The following is a 20,849-nucleotide window of genomic DNA, read 5'->3' on the forward strand; positions in this document are numbered from 1 at the left end:
GCCTTCAAAAGCTACACGGGCAAACTTCTGCTCGAAACAATTGAGAAAAACCCGCGCGAAAGCAGAAAGGAATGGCTGATGGACCGATTTTCCTACTTTGGTCGGACGTTGGCAATGGATACGCAAAGGCAATTTTGGGACAGGGAAAACTATCCAGAGGAGATCAGGACAGATGATTTTTCTTGCAAAAGCAGCATTACATCCATGAAAATCCCGTGAGGGCAGGTTTTGTGTTTCGGTCTGAGGATTGGAGCTATTCGTCGGCTTGCCCGGAATGTCCGGTCCCGATCGTAAGGTTCTGATAGTGGTTTTTCGCCGGAGGCAAATGTTCGGTCGGCGTGCGGCAGGATGCCGCCGCCTCCTCGAGCCCGTCCCGCCGCCTCGCCACAAGGCATCCGAACATTTGCCTCCGGCGCATTTTCTCCTGTGCCTTCTATTTCCCTATCTTTGCACCTCCAAAAAAAGCTATCGAAAATGCATCGTTCACATACCTGCGGCGAACTCCGCCTCGCACATGTCGGTCAAGAAGTCACCCTCGCTGGATGGGTCCAAAAAGCACGTGACCACGGTCACTTCAACTTTGTCGATATCCGTGACCGCTACGGCATCACGCAGGTCAATGTCCATGCCGACAACCCGGCCCTCTACGAAGTGTCCCAAACCCTTGGCCGCGAATTTGTCGTCAAAGTCACCGGCATCGTCACCGAACGCACCAGCAAAAACCCCAAAATCCCCACAGGCGACATTGAAATCGTGCCGACATCCATCGAAGTCCTGAACGAATCCAAGGTCCCGCCATTTATGATCGAAGAGGAAACCGACGGTCAGGACCAACTGCGGATGAAATACCGCTTCCTCGACCTGCGCCGCGGGCCGCTCCAACGCAACATGCAGCTGCGTCACCGCCTCGGCATCGAAACGCGGAAATTCCTCGACAGCCTCGGTTTCCTCGAAATCGAGACACCTTATATGATCAAGAGCACGCCCGAGGGCGCGCGTGACTTCATCGTCCCTTCGCGGATGAACCCTGGGCAGTTTTATGCCCTGCCGCAGTCGCCGCAGACCTTCAAGCAGATTCTGATGGTGAGCGGCTATGACCGTTATTTCCAGATCGTGCGCTGCTTCCGGGACGAGGACTTGCGTGCCGACCGTCAGCCTGAGTTCACGCAGATCGACTGCGAAATGGCCTTTGTCGAGCAGAGCGATATCTTGAAGACCTTCGAAGGGTTGTTCCGCCACCTCTTCAAGGAAATCAAAGGCCTGGAATTCTCCGAAATCCCGCACATGACCTACGGCGAGGCCATGCGCCGCTTCGGCAGCGACAAACCCGACATCCGCTTTGGGATGGAAATCAGGGACATCAGCGACCTCGCCAAGCACAAGGACTTCGCGGTCTTCAACGACAGCGAATTGGTCGCGGGCATCTGCGTCCCCGGCGCAAGCGAATACACCCGCAAGGACCTCGACGGCCTGACGGAATGGGTGAAAGTGCCCCAAATCGGTGCCAAAGGCTTGATTTACGTGAAGGTCAACCTCGACGGATCGGTAAAATCATCGGTCGATAAATTTTACGACGAAGCCGACCTGCGCGCATGGGTGACCCGCATGGAAGCAAAACCGGGCGACCTACTATTGATTTTGACCGGCAAGGACGAAAAAACCCGCAAGCAGCTCGGCAGCCTCCGCGTCGAGATGGGCAACCGCCTCGGATTGCGTCCAAAAGACACATTCCAGCCGCTGTGGGTCATCGACTTCCCGCTTTTGGAATGGGATGAAGAGAAACAACGTTGGTCAGCCATGCACCACCCGTTCACCTCGCCCAAACCCGAGCAATTCGAGCAATTCATCAAGGGCGAAGACCTCGGCAGCGTGCTCGCCAACGCCTACGACCTCACGATGAACGGCGTCGAATTGGGTGGCGGTTCGATCCGTATCCACGACCGCAAGCTTCAGGAACGCATGTTTGAGATTTTGGGCTTCACGCCCGAATCAGCACAAGCGCAATTCGGATTCCTGATGGGTGCCTTCGAATACGGTGCACCTCCTCACGGCGGCATCGCCTTTGGCTTTGACCGCCTGAGCGCGATGTTTGGTGGCGACGACAGCATCCGCGACTACATCGCCTTCCCCAAAAACAACATGGGACGCGACATGATGATCGACAGCCCAAGCGTGATCGAGACCGAGGCCTTGGATGCGCTGTTTATTGGGGTGCGGGAGGATTTGTTGCCGAAGTAGTGGGCATGAGATTTCGCGCCGGTTTGGGGATCGTGATTGGGCTATTGCTGCTGGGATGCCAAAGTGATCCGAAGGCGACCTTGACCACCATCGATTCGCTTCCAGATTCGTCCGCAGCAATACCGGACCCTCCCGAAATCACCACTGCGTTGCCTGTGAAACCGCTTCAGGCCCTGCCAACAGGGTATTATCTGGATTCGATCACTGAATGGGACAGCCTCACAGAGCATTCGACAAAACTCTATTTCCCGCAATCAGCGCATGACACTCTCTTGAATGCAATGATTCGCAAGGCATTGGCAGCCACAGCAAAGGAATATGAGCCTGAGCCCAGCGCGGACATTTTCCAGAGTTCGTCGTATGATCAATGGGTGACATCGGTGACCGTGAGCCACGACTTGTTGAGCATCCATTACCTGGCGCAGAGTTTTATTTGGGGCGGCACATTTGTCCTCACCCCTGCATGAACATCGATGCGCACGCACAAATGGATCCGGCTCGATGTGCTGTCCTTTTCAGGCAACATAGCAGCCTTTGTGATGGGTGATGCGCAATCGGATCGGGCTTCAGAACTCGACCCGAAGGATTTGGTCAACGATCTCGATTTTCATTTCAGGAAGGATGGGATGGTGCTCTGTTTTGACGACTATACCAAAGGCCCCGGCATGGAGGAGTTTTTGGTGGCGATGGATGGCATTCAGGCCTATCTCAAGCCTTGGGCAATCGAGCAATTGGGTTGGGCATCAAAATAATTTTCAGTCCGCATCCAACTTCGATCCCGCGAATTCAAATCGCAAAACTACCCCCCAAACAGCATCCCGTCCACAGGCGAACTCGCCTTGGCGTGATAGGCCTTGGGGATGCGGCCCGCGCGGAAGGCTTTGCGGCCGGCTTGGATGCCGAGGTTCATGGCTTCGGCCATCATGACAGGGTCTTGTGCTTGGGCAATTGCCGTATTGAGCAAAATGGCGTCGTAGCCGAGTTCCATGCCCAAGGCGGCATCGCTTGCGGTGCCGATCCCTGCGTCAATGACCAATGGAATTGAAATCGCATCGCGAATCAACTGCAAATTGTGCGGGTTGCGGATGCCCAATCCCGTGCCAATCGGCGAAGCGAGTGGCATCACAGCTGCGCAACCGATATTGGCGAGGCGCTTGCACAAAATCAAGTCGTCGTTGCAATAGGGCAACACCACAAAGCCCTTGGCTACCAAGGTTTCGCAGGCCTTGAGCAGCTCCAAACCATCCGGCAGCAGGGTTTTTTCATCGCCGATCACCTCGACTTTGATCCAGTTTACACCGAGGGCTTCGCGGGCGAGTTCGGCGGTGAGGACGGCCTCCTTGGCGGTGTAGCAACCGCTGGTATTCGGCAAAAGTTGGTAGCCTTTGAGGAAGTCGTGCGAAAGAAAGGTATGTTCGGGATGGCGGAGGTCTAGGCGGCGGATGCTCACCGTCACGATTTCCGCGCCACTCGCTGCAATGGCACGAAACATGAGGTCAGGATTGGGATAGGCGGAGGTGCCGATCATCAACCGCGAACGAAATTCCTTGCCGCCGAGGCTCCAAATGTCTTCTGTTGCAGAATTCATTCGGCAAAGGTAATACATCTATCACATCCCAAGGCTTTCGTTCGCAGTTGCGCAGGTGATCCTGGTCACATTCTGCGAAGCGGCCTTACTGGGCGACTTTCGCCGGATCGACCAAATCCATCACTTTGGCTTGGGTGCGTTTCAGGCGCGGAATGGATTCGTGCTGCACATAGGGATTTTCGGGATGCTGCGGGACGTAGTCCTGATGGTAGTCTTCGCCAACCCAGAATTTCTCAAAGGCCTTCAATTCCACGGCAACCTTTCCTTGTCCGGTCAGACGCGGATCTGCGAGGGCCTTTTCTGCGACCGCTTTTTCGGCAGGATTGCGGTAGAAAATAATCGTGCGGTACTGCGAACCGCGATCAGGACCTTGGCCATTGACCTGATAAGGGTCGATCGAGGCCATGAAAACTTTCACCAAACTGGAAAAGCTGACCACGGTCGAATCAAAATAAATTTCGACGGCTTCGGCATGGCCCGTCCTTCCTGTCCCGCTTTCCTCGTAGGTCGGATTCTCCGTATGTCCGCCTGAATAACCGGAAATCACTTCTTTGACGCCTTTGATGCTCTCAAAAACGGCCTCCTCGCACCAGAAACAGCCTCCGGCAAAGGTGGCATGTTGCCATTGGGCGAGTTCTGCCTTGGTGGCGGGGGCCATCGGCTTTTCTTTTTTCCCCGCGTCGGCTACGGCCGTGGTGGACGTCGGATTGGTACATCCGCCAGCGGAAACAAGACCTGCAACGGCAAAAATCAATGCAGCGATTTTCATGCGGTTATTTCTTTGATTTTTCGAAGTGAAGGGCGACACCGTCCATGCAATAACGGAGACCGGTGGGCTTGGGGCCATCGTCAAACACGTGTCCGAGGTGGGCGTCGCAACGCGCACAAGTCACTTCGTCGCGGGTCATGCCATGCGAATTGTCCAAGGCCACGGCCACACTTTTGGTCGAATAAGGCTTCCAATAGCTCGGCCATCCCGTCCCGGAATGAAACTTGGTTTCGCTGGTAAAAAGGGGATTGGCGCAGCAAGTGCAATAGTAGATGCCTTTGTCTTCGACTTCGTAAAGCGCACTGCTGAAAGCACGTTCGGTGCCTTGGCGCCGGGTGATTTCAAATTCGTCGTCGGTCAGGATTTTTTGCCATTCGTCGTCGGATTTATAGACTTTTTCCGTCCAGACGGTGTCTGCAGGATTCCATTTCAGGTCCCGGTCGATCGTCGTCGTGTTGGCGTTGGCGCTCGTTTCGGTGGAAGCAGGTGCAGTCCGCGGACTACAAGCGGTGAAGATGCTCGTGATCAGCAAACCGAATATCAAGGTGTACATGGCTTTGGGAAACATTTGCGAGATAAACGGACTGAATGGGGATTTGGTTCACGCCGACGGGGAATATTTGCAAAACCAATGCCCGTGGGCCGGAATTCTGATTCTCAAGCACGTTTTGCAGCATCATTCAAACTTTTTTGCCACCTTCGAATTTCAAAATGCGATTTCACCCCAAATTCAACTTTCCATGCTGATCAAACGTTCACTTTTGCTTCTGTTGATGATGCTCGCCTTGAGTGCTTCGGGATTTCCGCAGTCCTTCTTCCACGACTTCAATGCGGCGATCCAAAAGCGTGATACCACGACCTGCAAGGCCATTTTGGAGCAATGGAAGGCAGAAAAACCGGAGGATCCGGAGCGGTACTGCTCCAACTTCAACTACTTTGCCACGGTCGCGAAAAAAGAAATTCTGCGGCTCGACACCAAACCCGGCCCCTCGGGTGGTGAACAGTTGGTGATCAAGGAGCAGGGCAAAAAAGGCGAAACGGCCGGCTACCTTTACGGCGACGCCTACTATGATCCGACCCTGCTCGATCAAGGTCTTGCACATATCGACACGGGCATCACAAAATTCCCGAACAGGCTCGATATGCGATTCGGCAAAATCTACATTCTCGGTGAGGCCAAAGACTACAAGAACTTCACCGAGGAGGTTCTGCGTGCCATCGACTACGGCGCCACGATCGACTACAAATGGCTTTGGACCAGCGATACCCCAAAGGAAGACGCCAAACGCTTTATGCTCAGCTGCATTCAAGACTATGTCGTGACGCTCTACAATACAGAAAACACCGCGCTACTTGACAATATTGCCCGCATTTCTGAAAGGGTCCTGAAATACGAACCCAACCATATCGAAAGCCTTTCCAATCTCGCCATTACCTTTCTCTACGCAGAAGAATATGACCAAGCACTTGTCCCGTTGCTAAAGGCGCATGCCTTGGTGCCCGATGATTACATTGTGGTAAACAACATTGCCCATTGCTACCGGCTCAAGGGCGACAAGAAAAATGCCATTCGCTACTACAAATTGATGGAGGATTCGGGCGAAGAAGAGTTTCGTGCTGTAGCCAAGGAAAAGCTGAAGGAGTTGAAATGAACGCAAGGCAGATCGTCAAAAGGACGCGAACCTCATGGCGAATTGGTGGCTAACATCATGGGCATCCGGCATATCGCCTTTGATCTGCAGAAGCAGCTGTTTCCCGTCTCCGCGACGGCCATTCGCAGCGACCTTCTGGCCAACTGGGAATATTTGCCCGACAGCGTCAAGCCCTATTTTTGCATCAAAGTGGCGATTCTCGGAACGGAATCCACCGGGAAGACGACTTTGGCGACCGCTTTGGCCAAGCATTATGGTTGTGGATTGGTGTTGGAAGCCGCAAGAGGGATCGTTGAAAATTCGAATGCGTTTTCACTTTCAGACTTGCAATCGGTGGTGACGGCACATACGAGCAATATTCATGCAGCAAGCTGCGGCATCAGCCCTTTGATCGTCATCGACACCAATCTCTACACGACCCTGTCGTATTCCCTGTTTTCGCTGGAGCAGGAATTGCAGGTAAGTGCTTCGGATGTTGCCACGAATAGGGCTGACCTTTGCCTCTATCTCTGCAAGGACGCCCCCTATTTTCAGGATGGAACGAGACTTTCGGAACAAAGTCGAGATCGACTCGATGATTCGCACCGGAAAGTTCTGCGGGAGAAGGGTATTGAATTTGTTGAAATTGATGGCAATTGGAACCAACGTTTTCACCGGTCGACGCAATGGATCGATCAGTTGCTGAAGGAGGCACACCATAGATTTTGACGTCTGAGGACAAATCGCCATCTTGCAGTATGCAATGCCTTGATTGTTGCTGAAAACCCACTAAATAATTGATGATGAATACTTTTACACGTACATTTTTTGGCGCTTTTGCCATTTTCTTTTGCTGGCAAATCAGCCTTCAAGCGCAGGCGGTCCGTCACGATGTGATTCTTGAAGTCGCGACCGGTACTTGGTGCCAATATTGTCCAGGAGCTGCGATGGGCGCTGACGAATTGGCCGCTGCGGGCGCAGCCGTCGGAATTGTCGAGCATCACAACGGCGATGCGTATACGATCCCTGCTTCCGATGGCAGGAACAACTACTATGCTGTGTCGGGCTTCCCTACTGCTTGGTTTGACGGCGCAAACGCTTTGGTAGGTGGCAGCCATACGGTTTCGCTATTCCCATCTTACCAGCAACGCTACAATGCTGCAAAAATCGTCGCCACACCCTTTGAGCTCAGCGGAAGTTGGGTACAAAATGGTGCAAACATCGACATCACGGTCAATGTCGATCAACTGGGAGCTTATTCTGGCTCCAATTTGAGGCTCCAAGCAGCATTGACAGAGTCCAACATCATGGTAAACTGGCAAGGTTTGTCCAAATGCGATTTTGTGAACCGGGCGATGTATCCTGATCACAATGGCACGGCCATCACGACCACCCAAGGTGGACCAACAGTGACACAGACATTCAGCATGGCGATTGACCCGTCTTGGGTGCAGCAGGAAATGCAATTGGTGATTTGGATCGAGAATAGCGTCACCAAGGAAATTTTCAACGGACGGATGATTACCCTTTCGACCGCGGCGCATGCCGTGGATGTCTCCGCCGTGGAAATTGGCAACACCGTTGCCTCACAATCTTGCATCACAAGCATTGCCCCCGAAGTCGTGATCCGCAACATGGGCGCCAATGACCTCACCGCCGCCACGATCACCTATGACATGAACGGTGGCACACCGATGGTCTTCAATTGGACCGGCACGGTACCCTACTTTGCGTATGCCAACGTTACACTTCCTGCGATCTCCTTCGCGCCACAGGCAACCAACACACTGACGGTCACCATTTCTGTTCCTTCCGATTCCAGCATTGGGAATGACGTCGTCACTAAAACCTGGGCCGAGGCAAGCCTCAACAACGCAGGAACCTACATGGTGCGGATCAAACCCGACAATTACGGCTCGGAAATCACTTGGGACATCAAGAACAGTCTCGGTGCAGTCATCGGATCAGGCGGACCCTATACGGATGGAAACCGGATACAAATCAACGTTCCCGTTGCAATTGGAACGAACGATTGCTTCACCTTTTCGATGTATGATTCCTTTGGTGATGGGATCGGGGTGAATCCTGGGGCTGGATGGTTCCGCCTCGAAGGTCCACTTGGCGACACGATTTATGCGGGTGCAGATTACGGGTCGATCGACTTTGTTGATTTCAGAACGGACAGCACCACGATCATTATCGCCAATGCGCCTCGTATCGAAGAGGAAGTCAGCGTTTACCCGAATCCAAGCAACGGCTTGTTTGAAGTAAAGCTGGGAAATGCGCATCCCAACGGGGCCCTTCTCACGGTTTGGAATGCGAATGGCCAGAAAGTTTGGGAATCCAACATCGGCTCCCAAATGGCATCTGTCGATTTGACCAAAATGGCATCCGGGATGTATTTGCTGCGGGTCCTCACCGAAGCGGGATCGACCACCAAAAGACTTCAGAAAAACTGATTCGCATTTGGTCGTATCATAGGTCAAAAATCCGCGAAGGTCTCTGCGCCTTCGCGGATTTTTGTTTGTCAGTGCGTTGGAATTGCCCATTTTTCCCACCCGGCAAGCGTCGAAGGTTAGAACCCAACCTGGAAAAGGGGGGATGAAATGGCGCCCATTCGCTGCTTCAAACCCGTTTTTTGGCGGTTGGCGCGAATAGGCGGTAGTCCGGAGCAAATTTCCTATCTTGGCGTCTTACATGCGCGTGCACCCTTCTGTAGATGGAATGTGCGCTCAAAGGCCGTTAGCGGCCCCGTTTTCGAAAGGCAAAGGAAAAAATGATAGCCCATTCTCACATCGGAAAACTGATGAATAGATTTCTCCTTCTGGTCATTGCACTTGTTTTGTTTGCGTCGGTTGCCCCGGCACAAATCGTCTGTATCTACTGTTTTGACACCAACGACTCGATCAGTTCGAATGTCACGAACCTGATTCAAAACGGCAGCTTTGAAAACCACAACTGTACGCCCAACACCAACGGCAGCTCCTATTGCCCCAATTCGGCGGCTTACCAGTGCAATTTGACCAACTGGACTTGCACTGGCGGCGGATCAGGCACCTACTGCCAGATCTTTACCAGCCTTTATTCTGCCATTCCAGACGGTCTGGGTGCCGCCTACTTTGGCAACAGCTTCTGCAATCCCTGTTCGCAAACGGTCAACGACACCAGTTGCTTTGTCCGTTCAGGTTGTGAAATTTCGGGCATTCCTCCAGGTTTTCCGCAAAACCAGCCCAATTATGGAGGTGCTTTAGGCTTAAGCCTTGACCAAACCGTCACTGGCTTGACCATCGGTGCACGTTACGTCCTTGAGTTCTGGACCGGAGGCGAAGACTTCGGCGTATTCACCGGCGATGGTGTATTCGGATTGGATATCGGATTTGGCTATACCATGCTTGAAACCGTACCGACTGACTTTGGCGACATCGGCAAGCGTTATGTGGTCATTTTTGACGCCACCTCCACGTCCCACAACTTCAAATGGACCAACTGGGGCATATTTGTGGTTCTTGCTCCGAATTGACCCTCGACCATGTGCGTCTCTATCCCGTTTCGCAACTGAATCCGCAAGTCAGTCCATGCGGATTGGCTCCGTATACGGTGACTGCAACAGGAACATCACCCCTCTGCAACAATCAATGTACGGGTACGGCAACTGCCACCCCCAACGGCGGCATTCCACCTTATACTTATGCATGGTCTGGCGGGCAATTGACGCAAGTAGTCACAGGACTTTGCCCTGGCGCCTATGCTGTCACAGTGACCGACAGCACAGGCGCAGCAGCGTCTGATTCGGTTTTTATTACCAATCCGCCAGCATTGACGCTCACGACCACCGCAACTGCAACAAGCTGCAGCACCAACAGTGGCACCGCAACCGCGACAGCGGGCGGCGGAACAGGACTGCTCACTTACCTTTGGAGCCCTGGCGGACAAACCACCGCTACGGCAACCGGGCTTGCAAGCGGCACCTACAACGTCACCGTCACCGATGACAATGGTTGCACCATTACGGGTTCCGCCGTGGTCGGGACACCTCCGGCGGTGCAAGTCACGGCGACCTCCACTCCTGCAAGTTGCACGCTCAACAACGGAACTGCCACCGCCACGCCATCGGGCGGAACCGGACCTTAGCTTAGTGTGGATGCCTGGTGGACAGACCACTGCGACCGCCATTGGGCTTGCAGCCGGTAGCTATTCAGTGACCGTCACCGATGCCAATGGCTGCACAGCAACGGCTTCGACGGTCGTGACTTCGCCCGCTGCGATTCAATTGGCAATGAGCGCAATGGCGACAACTTGTAACCTCGACAATGGTTCGGCTACCGTGAATCCCTCTGGCGGCACGGGTGCGTACACCTATGGGTGGAGCCCTGGGGGTCAAACAACGCAAACAGCAACAAATTTGGCAGCTGGCGGCTATTATGTCACCGTGACAGATGCGCAAGGTTGTACAGGTACCGGGTCCATTACTGTGAATGGAAGCAACGGAGTACAAGCTGCCACGGTTGGCACGCCTTCCTTCTGCGAAGGTGAAGGCGGTGACACGCTCCTCGTCGTAGGCAGCGGTGGCGCTCTACCTTATTATTACACCTGGTGGTGTCAAGCCACCATGGGACCATGCGGATTGGATTCGACCTTTGACGACGACCCCTTGGCCAATCCCGCCGTCAGCGGATGGTATTATGTACAAATCACGGATGGCAACGGTTGCTTGAGCAACATCGATTCGGTTTACCTCACGATTTTGCCCAAACCGATTGTGGATGCAGGTGCTGACCTGATCCTTTGCGGTGATTCTGCGCCCTGTCAGGTTTTGACTCCGACGGTGACAGGTGCTCCGGGGCCGTTTGCCTACCAATGGATTCCTTCGACTGGATTGAACGACGCCTTTATTGCCAATCCTTGCGCACGCCCCGATACGACCACGATTTATGCCTTGGTCGTGGAAGCTGGAAACGGTTGCTCGAGTACTTTCACCACCACCGATACGCTTTCAACGGTCGTGGTGAATGTCAATCCTGTGCCCATCGCGGATGCAGGTCCTGATCAGCATATTTGCTTCGGGGATTCAGCCACATTGGAAGGAATCGGGACGAATGCAGGTCCGCTTTACACCTACGAATGGTCGCCATTCAACGGCCTTTCTGACCCTACCGACCGCATCACCATGGCATCCCCTGCGCTCACGACCACCTATACCTTGGTCGCGACGAGCAACGGTTGCCCAAGTTACGGCGATCAAATGACCTTGTTTGTGCATACGATCCCAACGGTGGATGCCGGTCCTGACCGCGAAATGTGTCTTGGAGACAGCATTCTCATCGATGCAAGTGCAGGTGGCGACTCCACGGCGAGCTACAGCTTCCTTTGGACACCCAACGCCTCGATCACCAATGCAAACTTGGAAGACCCGAGCGTTTGGCCGGTCAGCACCACCATGTATTATGTCGAAGCGATTTCGAACTACGGATGTGGCAGCAGCCGCGACAGCGTTTTGGTGACCTTGTTGCCTTCGCCGATTGCCAATGCAGGCCCCAATGCGACGGTTTGTGCTGGTTCCGACTTCGAATTCCAAGGAAGTTATTCCTATACGACAACGAATCCAGCCAACCCCAGCAATGTCTGGCAATACTGGACACCTGCTGCGGGCATGAGTGATTCGACGTCTTTGACGCCTGTCATTTCTCCGACGGCCTCCGGACTTTATACCCTTACGGTGTATACCGGCCTTTGTCAGACGCAGGACAGCATGATCCTCACCGTGATTCCGGGCATCGGACTCAACGTGGAGGCGGATACGAATGTCATTTGTGAAGGCGATGTGGTTTGGATTCGTGCGACTTCATCGGTTTCGTCGGTCAATTTCCTCTGGTCTCCAACGACGGGCGTGGAGCATCCTGACTCGGGCGTGACGTATTTTGCGCCGACCGATACCACGACCTATACGGTGGTGGCCGAAGGTGCGGGTTGCCTCGACAGCGCCTCGGTGACGATCAATGTCATCCCACGGCCTGACGTGGCATTTTTGAATTCGCAGCCATCGGGTTGTGCGCCGCTGAGTGTCAATTTCTTGCAGGATGTTGCGGATGCGATCTTCCTGACCTGGAATTTTGGGGACGGCACGCCGGTCTCCAACGAAGACAATCCGCTGCATGTGTATGCGCAGCCGGGCACTTACACGGTCACGCTCACGGGCGTGAACATCGGCGGATGTTCTGCATCAACCTCTGGTCAAGCCGTCGTGGTGAGCGACACCTCCCGTGTCGATTTCACCTCCGATCCGAGCTTCCCGGTCGAACTTTCCTTGCCGAATACGATTGTGAAATTCTTCCACGATTCGCCCAATGCCGTCACATTTGATTGGGACTTTGGCGACGGGACGCATTCTGACGAAGCCAATCCGATCCATACGTATTTGCAACCGGGCAATTACAATGTCACTTTGCGCGTGACCAACCGCGATGGTTGTGTTTCGACAGTGGTGGCATCCGTTTGTGATTTTGGTTCCCGGCTTGTTCATCCCCGAACGTCTTCAGCCCCAATGATGACGGTTCCAACGACGAATTCATCGTACAGTACACGGGTTCGCAGCCTTTCAATTTGCAGATCTTCGACCGTTGGGGCGTGAAGCTCTACGAAGGCAACAACAAAAACAAAGGCTGGAAAGGCAACGACACCAAAGGCAATGCCGTGACGGAAGGCGTGTATTTCTATCGCTTGACAATCGGCGACAAGGACTATACGGGGCCGGTGACGATGGTGCGGTGAGAATTGAGAATGAAGAATTGAGAATTGAGAACTGCGAAGCACATCACGTCAGTAAAGCCGGAGTGTTCAGCGAAGCTAATTGAGTGTCGTTGAATGCATTCGTTGCCGATTTCAATTCAGCATTGGTGCTTTTTGCAACTCAAATTTCTGGAGGATGAAATCTTCTTTTGCGCGGCAATTTCAATTGTTCAAAGCGATAATGCTTGCTGCGGGGCTATTTGCGAGTTGCGGCCGGGATCATGCCGAACGCAATGCAGCCTTGGCGATCGCCGATAGTCTGGCAGCTGCGCAGGGCGGGTCTGACGAAATCGACCTAAGTCCCTCCAGTCGTCCACAGGACGTGGCACTTTGTGAGTTATTGGCGGGCTATGAGGCAGAATCCGACCGGAGCATTGTCGATTCATTGCTTTCGAAGGCAGAAGCAAATCCCAACTGCTTTTGTGCGATCGAGGTGTTTAGCCACAAGAATCGGCTGCTCAACAAGATTCCGATTGTCAAGGATCATGTCTCCAATGGTGACTATGTGACGCAAGACACCGATCCGCTGGAATTGGCCATTGCAACTGGCGACTGGGAATTGGTAAAGCTCCTCACGCAGCACGGCGCAAACCTCAACGGCCAAGGAGGTCATCCCAACGTGCTCAATGATGCGATTTTCTCGGACAATTTCGCAGCTGTTGACCAATTGGTGAAGCTCGGTGCTGATCCTCAAAAGGCAAATTTGGCCCATGTGGGAAGCATAAAGATGGCCGAAAAAATGCTTGCTTTAGGTTGTCCTGCAGAAAGCATCGGTCTGCATGCCGCCTTGGTAGGCAGGGACCGCAAGTTGGCAGCCTATCTCATCAGCAAGAATCCAAAGCCCTACGGCACCTTGCAGGGAGATCGCCTGAATTTGAACACCAAGGAAGACTGGGCATTCATGCATTTTCTATTTGAGCAGGACGATGCGCCTGGCGTGGAAATTACCTGGGATGCAAGGAGTTTTACACGACAGGCAATTAGAGACGGGGATTGTCTCAGTATGCAAGCCCTTGCGCAACGTGGTTTGGATATCCGGCATCCTGACAATGATGAGTCCTATATTCGTGACGCCGTTTGGGCAAAGCGGCCGGATATGGTCGAATGTTTGCTTGCCTTGGGCGCGCCTGCCAATCAAACCGGCAGAAACGCCATGGAGTCTGCCATTGAACTTAATTCCATCGAATGCATCAAGATTTTGCTCAAACACAAGGTGAAAGTCGAATCCGGATCTAACCTTGAATTCGCACGGGAGATGGGTGCCAAGGAAGAGGTGTTGGAGTTGCTTGCGGAGTAGGTGGGGACTTGGGGCACACGGAGAATCTCGTGCGGGATTCACAACTTGTTCAGGCAAAAATGCCATGCTCAATGTGAACGAGTTCCGTCATCACCAAATGCCTCCCAAAGGAACAAGCCACCAATTCGATTGGTGCCATCCTCCCCAAAACAAAAGAAGGCGTTTTTAGCCAGATTCTGAGCGTTTCCATGTCACCAAAAACTTCCAAGCCAAACTGCGTCACCTCCACGAGCGCCAGAATTTTCTCTGATTGAATAGGCTCAAAGGTGCGGTTCTCCACCTTGTAACGCTGCAATGACCTTGGTGACAACTCGAGAAAAGATGCCCATTCGACGAAGTCAAATGGTGCTTGGGCTGCGATGAGTTCAAATATGCTGTACGGGATGCCCTGTCGGATCACATGTACGAGAAAGAGCTTGTTTTGGAATATCTCGGTGAATGTTGACTTGTCTGGGTCGATGCCGAAACGTTGGGTTTGTGGCAGCGATTTGGCCAAGGCTTGGAGGGCTTTGTCGAGTTGCGGGGTGGTGGGATTTGGGGGGATTTTCATTGGTGCGTTAAAATTATTTTTAAGTTTAGGTCAAACGAATTGATTATTCAAGGGGAGGTATCACAGATTTTTGAACATCGGTTTGCTGGAAATTCATACCTTGGAGAAGTGTTTCAAATCACTTCCGCCTTTAAATCGAATTAACATGCGTAAATACACAATAGTTGTTGAGAAGATCAATGAGTTCATCTCGGAATTCAACAATCTACTAAAGGAGGAGTACCAAATCGAGGCGTTGGATCTGCAACAGCTTGAAAATGACGCCTATTTCCTTAACTTAAATGGAAAGACATGGGACACTGCCTACTACCCTAGATGTGGTGGACCTGGTGTATATTTTTATTTTGCATCTTCGGTTGACGATCCATCCAAATTAGCCTTGTATGTTGGCAAAGCTTCCAACAATTCCAATTTAGGAAGGCGTATCGACACACATTTCAACTGGAGAATTAAACAGGGAAATCTTGACCAAGAAGGCAAAGATGGCGTTGCATACAGGATTGAAATGATTACAAGCCTGCCAATCGAAAAGAATGACACTGGATTTCTGGCTCCCGCCCTTGAAGAATTTCTGATTTCCAAGTTCAGCAGGCATGGGGAGTTCACTCTTTTTAATAGTCAAGGAACATGATTTCAGCAAAAAAGCGTCCTCATTTGGGAATTTGGTAAAAGTTTGGCAATGACACCTGCAGCTGCCTAACTTGATAGTACCATGTTCATCAAACCTCTAAAGTTGAAACAATAAAATCATATGAAATCCAGCGAAAATAGAATACATGTGTTTGGTATAGGGGGAATGGGATGCAGCACTTTGATGCACTTTCATCGCCAAAACATTGATGCGAAATTTACTTGTATCACATACCGAGATCAACATTCATTTGCTCCAGATATTGCCTATTTTGAGTTTACTCCTCCCGGCACAACCTTTTGGAATATCAAGGGAGTAAAAACCGAAAGGGCAAATTGGGATCAACAGTCTATGCTAACTGATGAAATCAAGAGACTGTTCCAAGATGACTGCCATTACGTACTTCTTTCGGGACTGGGTGATCCCACTGGAGCCTACTTAGCACTAGAACTCACCCATTGGCTTACCGAGGAAGACAAAAAATTCGATGTGATTTGTAGTCTTCCTTTTACATTCGAGAGTCCTGGGAGGACACATGCTGAGCAAACACTTCCAAAGCTTCAGGTGTTTTCAAACGTAAGAAGTCTCGATGGTTCCGGGATTCAAAAGCAGTTTCCTAACCTCATGCTGGATAAAGCGCTCAAGATGGCAGAAGACCGCCTTTTCGAAATGTTCTTGGAAATTATCAGTTCTAAAGCCAATCGCTAGATTTCCGATAGCGCTGCGGAAGCCCCGCCATCCTATCCGCCCCTCTTCCACCACTCCCCAACCGTCCTCGGCACCTCATCTGAAGTGAAATACGCCCGAACAAACGCAAACTGCGCATCCGTCAGGACATAAAAAGTCGCATCGTTTCCTCCACCCATGAGGTAGATTTTCTCATCCGAACCATGCAAAGCCAACTGATCCTTGAGCATTTCAGCGAAGTTCTTGAGTGCGATGGCCCAGATTTTGTTGTCGTTGGGATTTCCGCGGAAGGCATCGTATTGCTTGCCGTTCAAAACGATCGTGTGCAAGGTGATGTCGTCGCTCCAATATTCGTCGGACCATTTCAAGGGAATTCCCAGTTTGTCAAAAATGGGCTTGACTTGCAAGAGGTATTCTTCGAGACCTCCGATTTCAAAGAGGGATTCCGTATCGCAGAAATAATAACGTCCGCATTGTCCGATCAACGTTTCTTCATCCAATTCGGAGGTCAAGAACCGCTGGGATTCATAGCCTTCTGCAATGGCTTCCTTCACGGCTGTTAGGTGTTTGCGGGCGGTGAATGAAAAATAACCTAGCTTTTCCAGTGAATCTAGAAGCTCTGCCTTGGAAAGCGAATCAGAATGCTGCTGTTGCCTGTCCCCTGCAGGTTGCTGTCGTTCAAATTCAGCATCTTCCTCATCATCGAAAGTGTCCATTTTCGTCTTTTGGGCAAGCTGATATCGGTTTACCAGAAATGCCACGACGGCAATTGCAAACAAAATGGGCAACAGAAGCCGGATGTACGTACTCATGAATCGAATTCAACCGTTTGAGTGCAAAAATGAAGAAGATGGCTGCCTAGCAAATCGAAGATCTACCCAGCATTCGATCTGGAAATCTCTGAACGCAATCCTAACCTATCCTTTTTAAGCTACAAAGTCAAATTCCGCCAGAGGCGGGCTGTCGATCGGCGTTTGGCCGGAGGCCAGCGCCTCCTAGATCAGTGTGAGTCCGAGTGTGAGAGACGAGAGAAATAGCCAAGGCTATTTCACCATATCCCTTACCCGAATCTCCTTCACATACTCCTCAAACGGTACCATTTTGTCGACAATTCCGCCGTCCAGACGCAACTCGATGATGCGATTGCTCACGCTGTTCATGATGTGAAAGTCATGCGTGGTGAAGATCATGTTGCCGGTGAATTCCGTCATGCCGTTGCTCAGCGCGATCACGGCTTCCATGTCGAGGTGGTTGGTGGGTTCATCGAGCAGGATGAAGTTGGGGTGGCTGAGCATCACCTTGCTGAGCATACACCTGACTTTTTCGCCGCCGGAGAGTACGCTCACCTTTTTGAGGACTTCTTCGCCTGAAAACAGCATCCGGCCCAAAAAGCCACGGATAAATTGTTCGTCGGTGTCGCGGGTGTATTGCCAGAGCCAATCGACGAGGTTGAGGTCGTTTTTGCCTTCGAAGTATTCGTGGTTTTCGTTGGGGAGGTAGTCCATGGTGATGGTCTGTCCCCATTTGATCGTGCCGGAATCGGGCTCGACTTTGCCGCTCATGACCTCAAAGAATGCGGTCATGTTGGCGCTTTTGTCGCAAACGAGGCCGATTTTGTCGCCCTTGCCGACGGTGAAGCTCACATCCTTGAAGAAGTATTCTCCTTTGTCGTTTTTCTTGCTGAGGTTTTCGACGGTCACGATTTGGCCACCCGGTTCACGCTCAGCCTTGAAGCCGATGTAAGGATACTTCCGGGTACTTGCGCGCATTTCCTCGAAGTCCAGCTTTTCCAGTGCTTTCTTGCGGCTCGTGGCTTGCTTGCTCTTTGAAGCATTGGCGCTGAAGCGGCGCACAAATTCCTGCAATTCGGCCTTGCGGGCCTCCATTTTCTTGTTTTTGTCCGCCAGCTGCCGCTTGATCAATTGGCTGGATTCGTACCAGAAGGTATAGTTGCCGGTAAAAATACGAATCTGCCCGTAGTCAATGTCCACGACGTGGGTACAGACCATGTCGAGGAAATAACGGTCGTGGGAAACGACGATCACGAGGTTCTTAAAGTCGGCGAGGAAGTCGGCAAGCCAAGCAATCGTCTTGGCATCCAAGTCGTTGGTCGGTTCGTCGAGGAGGAGCATGTCGGGATTGCCGAAGAGCGCCTGCGCCAACAAAACCTTCACTTTTTCGGGTCCGCTGAGTTCCTTGACGAGCTTGTGGTGGCTGTTTTCGCGGATGCCCATGTTGCTGAGGAGTTCGGCAGCGTCGTTTTCTGCCGTCCATCCGCCCATTTCCCCGAACTTATTTTCCATGTCGGTGGCGCGCATCATGTCTTCCTCAGTGGCATCGGGATCCATGTAGATGGCTTCCTTTTCACGCATGATGCGGTACATTTCCGCGTGGCCCATGATCACGGTGTTCAGGACCTCCTCCTCTTCGTATTCGAAGTGGTTTTGCTTGAGGATGGCCATTCGTTTGCCCTTGTCGATGGCGATATTGCCACGTGTAGGTCGATTTGGCCGGCAATGATCTTGATCAAGGTGGACTTGCCCGCGCCATTGGCACCGATCACGCCATAGCAATTGCCTTCTACAAATTTGAGGTTGGCCTCGTCAAAGAGGACGCGTTTGCCATACTGAAGCGCGAGATTGGAAACTGTGATCATGCCTTTTAACGAATGAAGATGAACATCAACAGAATACGCCTTTTCGTATTCGGGCTGCAAAGATAGGAAAATCGCGGGGGAAATTTGAATGGAGAATGGAAGTTCAGCGAAGCGAATGGAGAACTGCGCAGCTAATGGACAATGAAGAAACTGGAATGGGTTGTTGCGAATGCTCTTGAGCGCACTTTGATAGGCTGGCTTGAGTCGAGCGGCGGGCAGCTTGCCAAAATGTTCCTAGACAAAAGCATTCATCTCCCTGAATTCCTCCCTTGCAAACGGAAAAACCACAATCTTCCTTATCTTAGAAGTCAATTCCTGTTGCCATGCCGAAACCACTTACTGAACTTGAAACCGAATCCGTCAAAAGAATGCTGGCGAGAATCCAATTCGCAGCACATCTCATGCAAGGAGATGGAAACGACTGGGATACCCCGGTTCCGATCCATCTAGAAAGACCTCTTTCCATTGAACATGATTGGATCTACAATCCTACGGAATTGGCGAGGGTGGGCGCCCATCATTTGGCGATCGCGATTTTCGGAAAAACCCTCCTGCAGGACAAGGAGGCGCAAGCGGCGCTCTTGATTGCAATTTCGGCCCTTTGGTGGGAGGAAAACGATGTCGCAGAAGAATGGGCGTTGCGAAGCTTGAAGAAGTTAGAGGCCGAGATCGCAAATGTGGAGGAGATACCGCTTTGGCATGCACCGGAGCTGGATATCCTTGAACTCGCAAAAGTTTTTCGCAAGCTCGGACGAACACAGGAGGAAGAATTGCTCCGAAGGCACCTGAAGAAACTGTTGCCAAGCTTGCAAACGGGAAGGGATGCCGGGATGGATGCTGTGCGTCTTGCTGTCGAACTGGGTTATGACCAAGAGGCTGAGGCATTGGCTTTGAAATTGCCTCCGCTCGTCGTTGGCCATTCAAGGGGTCAACTTACAAATAGACTCTTTCGCACATTGCTTTTGCACAACAAACAGATTCTGGCATGGGCACTTTTTGCAATGACGACCGAAGCTCATGACGAAGCGAGCCTTCGTAATTCCGCAGTAGAGCAGCTTGTGAAAAGGGAGATTTCGAACTCGCCCTTAAATTTGGCGCCAATGATGGATTGCCTGAATTCAATGATTGCCACTGTCGTAACGATCGCAAATGGCTGATTTCGCAACAACCGACCAAGAATGGCGGGAAATTTGGGGATGCTCACAGATGAAGTTGGGGCTATACCATCGATTTTCAACGGAAAACCAACTGAAGTTCCTTGCAAAACTTGTCGAACATGCCGACCCAAAGGATCGAAAAGAAATATTCAAGATTTCCAACCGCATCCAGCAAGCTTGGGCAACATCTCCCAACAGCGAACTCGCCCAAGAGATTGCAAACATCCATCTTGTCATCGCTGCCTGGGGTGCATCGAAGCCAACCGTCCGAAAATTGCTGAAGGAGGCAAAAATTCCGAAGCATCAGGTGTCGACAGTGCTGCGGGCAGCAGCAGCGCGAGGCCTTCCAGGCCTTCTCGCCTTGGTGCCGGAGGCCCAATCAAAATTCTTGATTCAGGACTCCATCATCGCCTTACGCGTCGAATGGGAGCTGAAGCAGCGCGGCAAGCGCAACCGATTGGAAAAAATCTTCTATGAATCGCTTCGCAAAGCCATCACCACCAACGACCAAGCGATGCTCTACAATATCAAGACTTTTGTAGGACGCACCTGGAAAGATTTGGAACTCTATCGGGCGTTAATTGAAAAATATCCGTCGGACGCCCAGTGTCTTTCCGAAACCAACCGCGATCTCTACAATTGCCTCCAACATCGATTTGGACTTGAAGATGAGTTGGAGAATTTTTGACAATTTTCCTGCGAACGGTGCTTTCCCCATCCATAATCACGCTCCCAATATCAATGCCGATTCTTGAATGAATTGTCGTGCCTACAAAGATGTAAATTGCTGGCTTTAAAGTCATGCTACTTCGTCCATCGGCAAGAATGAATCGGCGAACGGCGTTTGATGGAAAAGGGT

20 protein-coding genes and 2 pseudogenes are annotated in these 20,849 nt (G+C 51.8%); 15 read left to right on the forward strand and 7 right to left on the reverse strand.

Features of this window, described 5'->3' with window-relative positions:
* Window positions 1-253: 253 nt before the first annotated feature.
* The gene (locus IPN95_22400; GenBank protein ID MBK9452119.1) at window positions 254-418 is read right to left on the reverse strand and encodes a hypothetical protein; all 165 of its coding nucleotides are present in this window, start codon (window positions 416-418) and stop codon (window positions 254-256) included.
* A gap of 56 nt (window positions 419-474) precedes the next feature.
* On the opposite strand from IPN95_22400, the gene aspS reads away from it, so the two are divergent.
* Genes aspS through IPN95_22415 form a run of 3 tightly spaced genes read left to right on the forward strand, consistent with a single transcriptional unit; the run spans window position 475 to window position 2,990 of the window.
* Window positions 475-2,238: an aspartate--tRNA ligase gene (aspS, locus tag IPN95_22405; protein ID MBK9452120.1), complete on the forward strand. Its 1,764-nt coding sequence runs from the start codon at window positions 475-477 to the stop codon at window positions 2,236-2,238.
* 5 nt (window positions 2,239-2,243) lie between these two features.
* The gene (locus tag IPN95_22410; protein ID MBK9452121.1) at window positions 2,244-2,705 is read left to right on the forward strand and encodes a hypothetical protein; all 462 of its coding nucleotides are present in this window, start codon (window positions 2,244-2,246) and stop codon (window positions 2,703-2,705) included.
* Window positions 2,706-2,711: 6 nt separating this feature from the next.
* Window positions 2,712-2,990, forward strand: coding sequence for a hypothetical protein (locus IPN95_22415; GenBank protein ID MBK9452122.1), 279 nt, complete (start codon window positions 2,712-2,714; stop codon window positions 2,988-2,990).
* 47 nt (window positions 2,991-3,037) lie between these two features.
* Here IPN95_22415 and IPN95_22420 read toward each other — a convergent pair whose 3' ends face one another.
* The 3 genes from IPN95_22420 to msrB all read right to left on the reverse strand — a co-directional run bounded on the left by IPN95_22420 (window position 3,038) and on the right by msrB (window position 5,148).
* A complete protein-coding gene (locus tag IPN95_22420) occupies window positions 3,038-3,826 on the reverse strand; it encodes a thiazole synthase (GenBank protein ID MBK9452123.1) in 789 nt (262 codons plus the stop codon).
* Window positions 3,827-3,911: 85 nt separating this feature from the next.
* Complete coding sequence (gene msrA, locus IPN95_22425; GenBank protein ID MBK9452124.1) at window positions 3,912-4,595, reverse strand: peptide-methionine (S)-S-oxide reductase MsrA; 684 nt, start codon at window positions 4,593-4,595, stop codon at window positions 3,912-3,914.
* 4 nt (window positions 4,596-4,599) lie between these two features.
* Window positions 4,600-5,148, reverse strand: a complete 549-nt coding sequence (msrB, locus tag IPN95_22430; GenBank protein MBK9452125.1) for a peptide-methionine (R)-S-oxide reductase MsrB — start codon at window positions 5,146-5,148, stop codon at window positions 4,600-4,602.
* A 187-nt stretch (window positions 5,149-5,335) separates the two neighbouring features.
* Here msrB and IPN95_22435 point away from each other — a divergent pair, with 187 nt between their 5' ends.
* The 8 genes and pseudogenes from IPN95_22435 to IPN95_22470 all read left to right on the forward strand — a co-directional run bounded on the left by IPN95_22435 (window position 5,336) and on the right by IPN95_22470 (window position 14,309).
* On the forward strand, window positions 5,336-6,247 hold the full coding sequence (locus IPN95_22435; GenBank protein MBK9452126.1) for a tetratricopeptide repeat protein: 912 nt from the start codon (window positions 5,336-5,338) through the stop codon (window positions 6,245-6,247).
* 45 nt (window positions 6,248-6,292) lie between these two features.
* On the forward strand, window positions 6,293-6,955 hold the full coding sequence (locus IPN95_22440) for an AAA family ATPase (protein ID MBK9452127.1): 663 nt from the start codon (window positions 6,293-6,295) through the stop codon (window positions 6,953-6,955).
* Between the two features lie 74 nt (window positions 6,956-7,029).
* Window positions 7,030-8,685 carry a T9SS type A sorting domain-containing protein gene (locus IPN95_22445; protein MBK9452128.1) on the forward strand — a complete coding sequence of 552 codons (1,656 nt, stop codon included), beginning with the start codon at window positions 7,030-7,032 and terminating at the stop codon, window positions 8,683-8,685.
* A gap of 347 nt (window positions 8,686-9,032) precedes the next feature.
* Window positions 9,033-9,746 carry a hypothetical protein gene (locus tag IPN95_22450; GenBank protein MBK9452129.1) on the forward strand — a complete coding sequence of 238 codons (714 nt, stop codon included), beginning with the start codon at window positions 9,033-9,035 and terminating at the stop codon, window positions 9,744-9,746.
* Entirely contained in the window at window positions 9,704-10,357 is a 654-nt protein-coding gene (locus IPN95_22455) for a SprB repeat-containing protein (protein ID MBK9452130.1), read from the forward strand. Before IPN95_22450 ends, IPN95_22455 begins: the two co-directional genes overlap by 43 nt.
* A gap of 10 nt (window positions 10,358-10,367) precedes the next feature.
* Window positions 10,368-12,854, forward strand: coding sequence for a PKD domain-containing protein (locus IPN95_22460; protein ID MBK9452131.1), 2,487 nt, complete (start codon window positions 10,368-10,370; stop codon window positions 12,852-12,854).
* Window positions 12,746-12,994 (forward strand): annotated as a pseudogene (locus IPN95_22465) (gliding motility-associated C-terminal domain-containing protein). The gene IPN95_22460 and the pseudogene IPN95_22465 overlap by 109 nt, the downstream one beginning before the upstream one ends.
* A 154-nt stretch (window positions 12,995-13,148) precedes the next feature.
* The gene (locus tag IPN95_22470) at window positions 13,149-14,309 is read left to right on the forward strand and encodes a hypothetical protein (GenBank protein MBK9452132.1); all 1,161 of its coding nucleotides are present in this window, start codon (window positions 13,149-13,151) and stop codon (window positions 14,307-14,309) included.
* Between the two features lie 49 nt (window positions 14,310-14,358).
* Here IPN95_22470 and IPN95_22475 read toward each other — a convergent pair whose 3' ends face one another.
* Entirely contained in the window at window positions 14,359-14,859 is a 501-nt protein-coding gene (locus tag IPN95_22475) for a DUF2384 domain-containing protein (protein MBK9452133.1), read from the reverse strand.
* Window positions 14,860-15,004: 145 nt separating this feature from the next.
* Between IPN95_22475 and IPN95_22480 the strand changes: the two genes are divergently transcribed.
* The gene (locus tag IPN95_22480) at window positions 15,005-15,490 is read left to right on the forward strand and encodes a hypothetical protein (protein ID MBK9452134.1); all 486 of its coding nucleotides are present in this window, start codon (window positions 15,005-15,007) and stop codon (window positions 15,488-15,490) included.
* 120 nt (window positions 15,491-15,610) lie between these two features.
* The gene (locus tag IPN95_22485; GenBank protein ID MBK9452135.1) at window positions 15,611-16,198 is read left to right on the forward strand and encodes a hypothetical protein; all 588 of its coding nucleotides are present in this window, start codon (window positions 15,611-15,613) and stop codon (window positions 16,196-16,198) included.
* Window positions 16,199-16,230: 32 nt separating this feature from the next.
* Here IPN95_22485 and IPN95_22490 read toward each other — a convergent pair whose 3' ends face one another.
* Complete coding sequence (locus IPN95_22490) at window positions 16,231-16,989, reverse strand: hypothetical protein (protein ID MBK9452136.1); 759 nt, start codon at window positions 16,987-16,989, stop codon at window positions 16,231-16,233.
* A 231-nt stretch (window positions 16,990-17,220) separates the two neighbouring features.
* Window positions 17,221-18,833, reverse strand: a pseudogene (locus IPN95_22495) (ABC-F family ATP-binding cassette domain-containing protein).
* Between the two features lie 323 nt (window positions 18,834-19,156).
* On the opposite strand from IPN95_22495, the gene IPN95_22500 reads away from it, so the two are divergent.
* Together IPN95_22500 and IPN95_22505 are read left to right on the forward strand one after the other, a co-directional pair.
* Window positions 19,157-19,990 carry a hypothetical protein gene (locus IPN95_22500; protein MBK9452137.1) on the forward strand — a complete coding sequence of 278 codons (834 nt, stop codon included), beginning with the start codon at window positions 19,157-19,159 and terminating at the stop codon, window positions 19,988-19,990.
* On the forward strand, window positions 19,983-20,678 hold the full coding sequence (locus IPN95_22505) for a hypothetical protein (GenBank protein MBK9452138.1): 696 nt from the start codon (window positions 19,983-19,985) through the stop codon (window positions 20,676-20,678). Before IPN95_22500 ends, IPN95_22505 begins: the two co-directional genes overlap by 8 nt.
* Window positions 20,679-20,849: the final 171 nt, after the last annotated feature.

The sequence above is a fragment of the Bacteroidota bacterium genome (assembly GCA_016718825.1).
GTDB lineage: Bacteria > Bacteroidota > Bacteroidia > J057 > JADKCL01 > JADKCL01.

Coding starts and splice junctions, on each gene's coding strand:
- IPN95_22455 (MBK9452130.1), top strand. CDS start 9,704: ATGGACCAACTGGGGCATATTTGTGGTTCTTGCTCCGAATTGACCCTC.
- IPN95_22410 (MBK9452121.1), top strand. CDS start 2,244: ATGAGATTTCGCGCCGGTTTGGGGATCGTGATTGGGCTATTGCTGCTG.
- IPN95_22450 (MBK9452129.1), top strand. CDS start 9,033: ATGAATAGATTTCTCCTTCTGGTCATTGCACTTGTTTTGTTTGCGTCG.
- IPN95_22420 (MBK9452123.1), bottom strand. CDS start 3,826: ATGAATTCTGCAACAGAAGACATTTGGAGCCTCGGCGGCAAGGAATTT.
- IPN95_22400 (MBK9452119.1), bottom strand. CDS start 418: ATGCGCCGGAGGCAAATGTTCGGATGCCTTGTGGCGAGGCGGCGGGAC.
- IPN95_22460 (MBK9452131.1), top strand. CDS start 10,368: ATGCCTGGTGGACAGACCACTGCGACCGCCATTGGGCTTGCAGCCGGT.
- IPN95_22445 (MBK9452128.1), top strand. CDS start 7,030: ATGAATACTTTTACACGTACATTTTTTGGCGCTTTTGCCATTTTCTTT.
- IPN95_22490 (MBK9452136.1), bottom strand. CDS start 16,989: ATGAGTACGTACATCCGGCTTCTGTTGCCCATTTTGTTTGCAATTGCC.
- IPN95_22475 (MBK9452133.1), bottom strand. CDS start 14,859: ATGAAAATCCCCCCAAATCCCACCACCCCGCAACTCGACAAAGCCCTC.
- aspS (MBK9452120.1), top strand. CDS start 475: ATGCATCGTTCACATACCTGCGGCGAACTCCGCCTCGCACATGTCGGT.
- IPN95_22470 (MBK9452132.1), top strand. CDS start 13,149: ATGAAATCTTCTTTTGCGCGGCAATTTCAATTGTTCAAAGCGATAATG.
- msrA (MBK9452124.1), bottom strand. CDS start 4,595: ATGAAAATCGCTGCATTGATTTTTGCCGTTGCAGGTCTTGTTTCCGCT.
- IPN95_22500 (MBK9452137.1), top strand. CDS start 19,157: ATGCCGAAACCACTTACTGAACTTGAAACCGAATCCGTCAAAAGAATG.
- IPN95_22505 (MBK9452138.1), top strand. CDS start 19,983: ATGGCTGATTTCGCAACAACCGACCAAGAATGGCGGGAAATTTGGGGA.
- IPN95_22415 (MBK9452122.1), top strand. CDS start 2,712: ATGCGCACGCACAAATGGATCCGGCTCGATGTGCTGTCCTTTTCAGGC.
- IPN95_22435 (MBK9452126.1), top strand. CDS start 5,336: ATGCTGATCAAACGTTCACTTTTGCTTCTGTTGATGATGCTCGCCTTG.
- IPN95_22485 (MBK9452135.1), top strand. CDS start 15,611: ATGAAATCCAGCGAAAATAGAATACATGTGTTTGGTATAGGGGGAATG.
- msrB (MBK9452125.1), bottom strand. CDS start 5,148: ATGTACACCTTGATATTCGGTTTGCTGATCACGAGCATCTTCACCGCT.
- IPN95_22480 (MBK9452134.1), top strand. CDS start 15,005: ATGCGTAAATACACAATAGTTGTTGAGAAGATCAATGAGTTCATCTCG.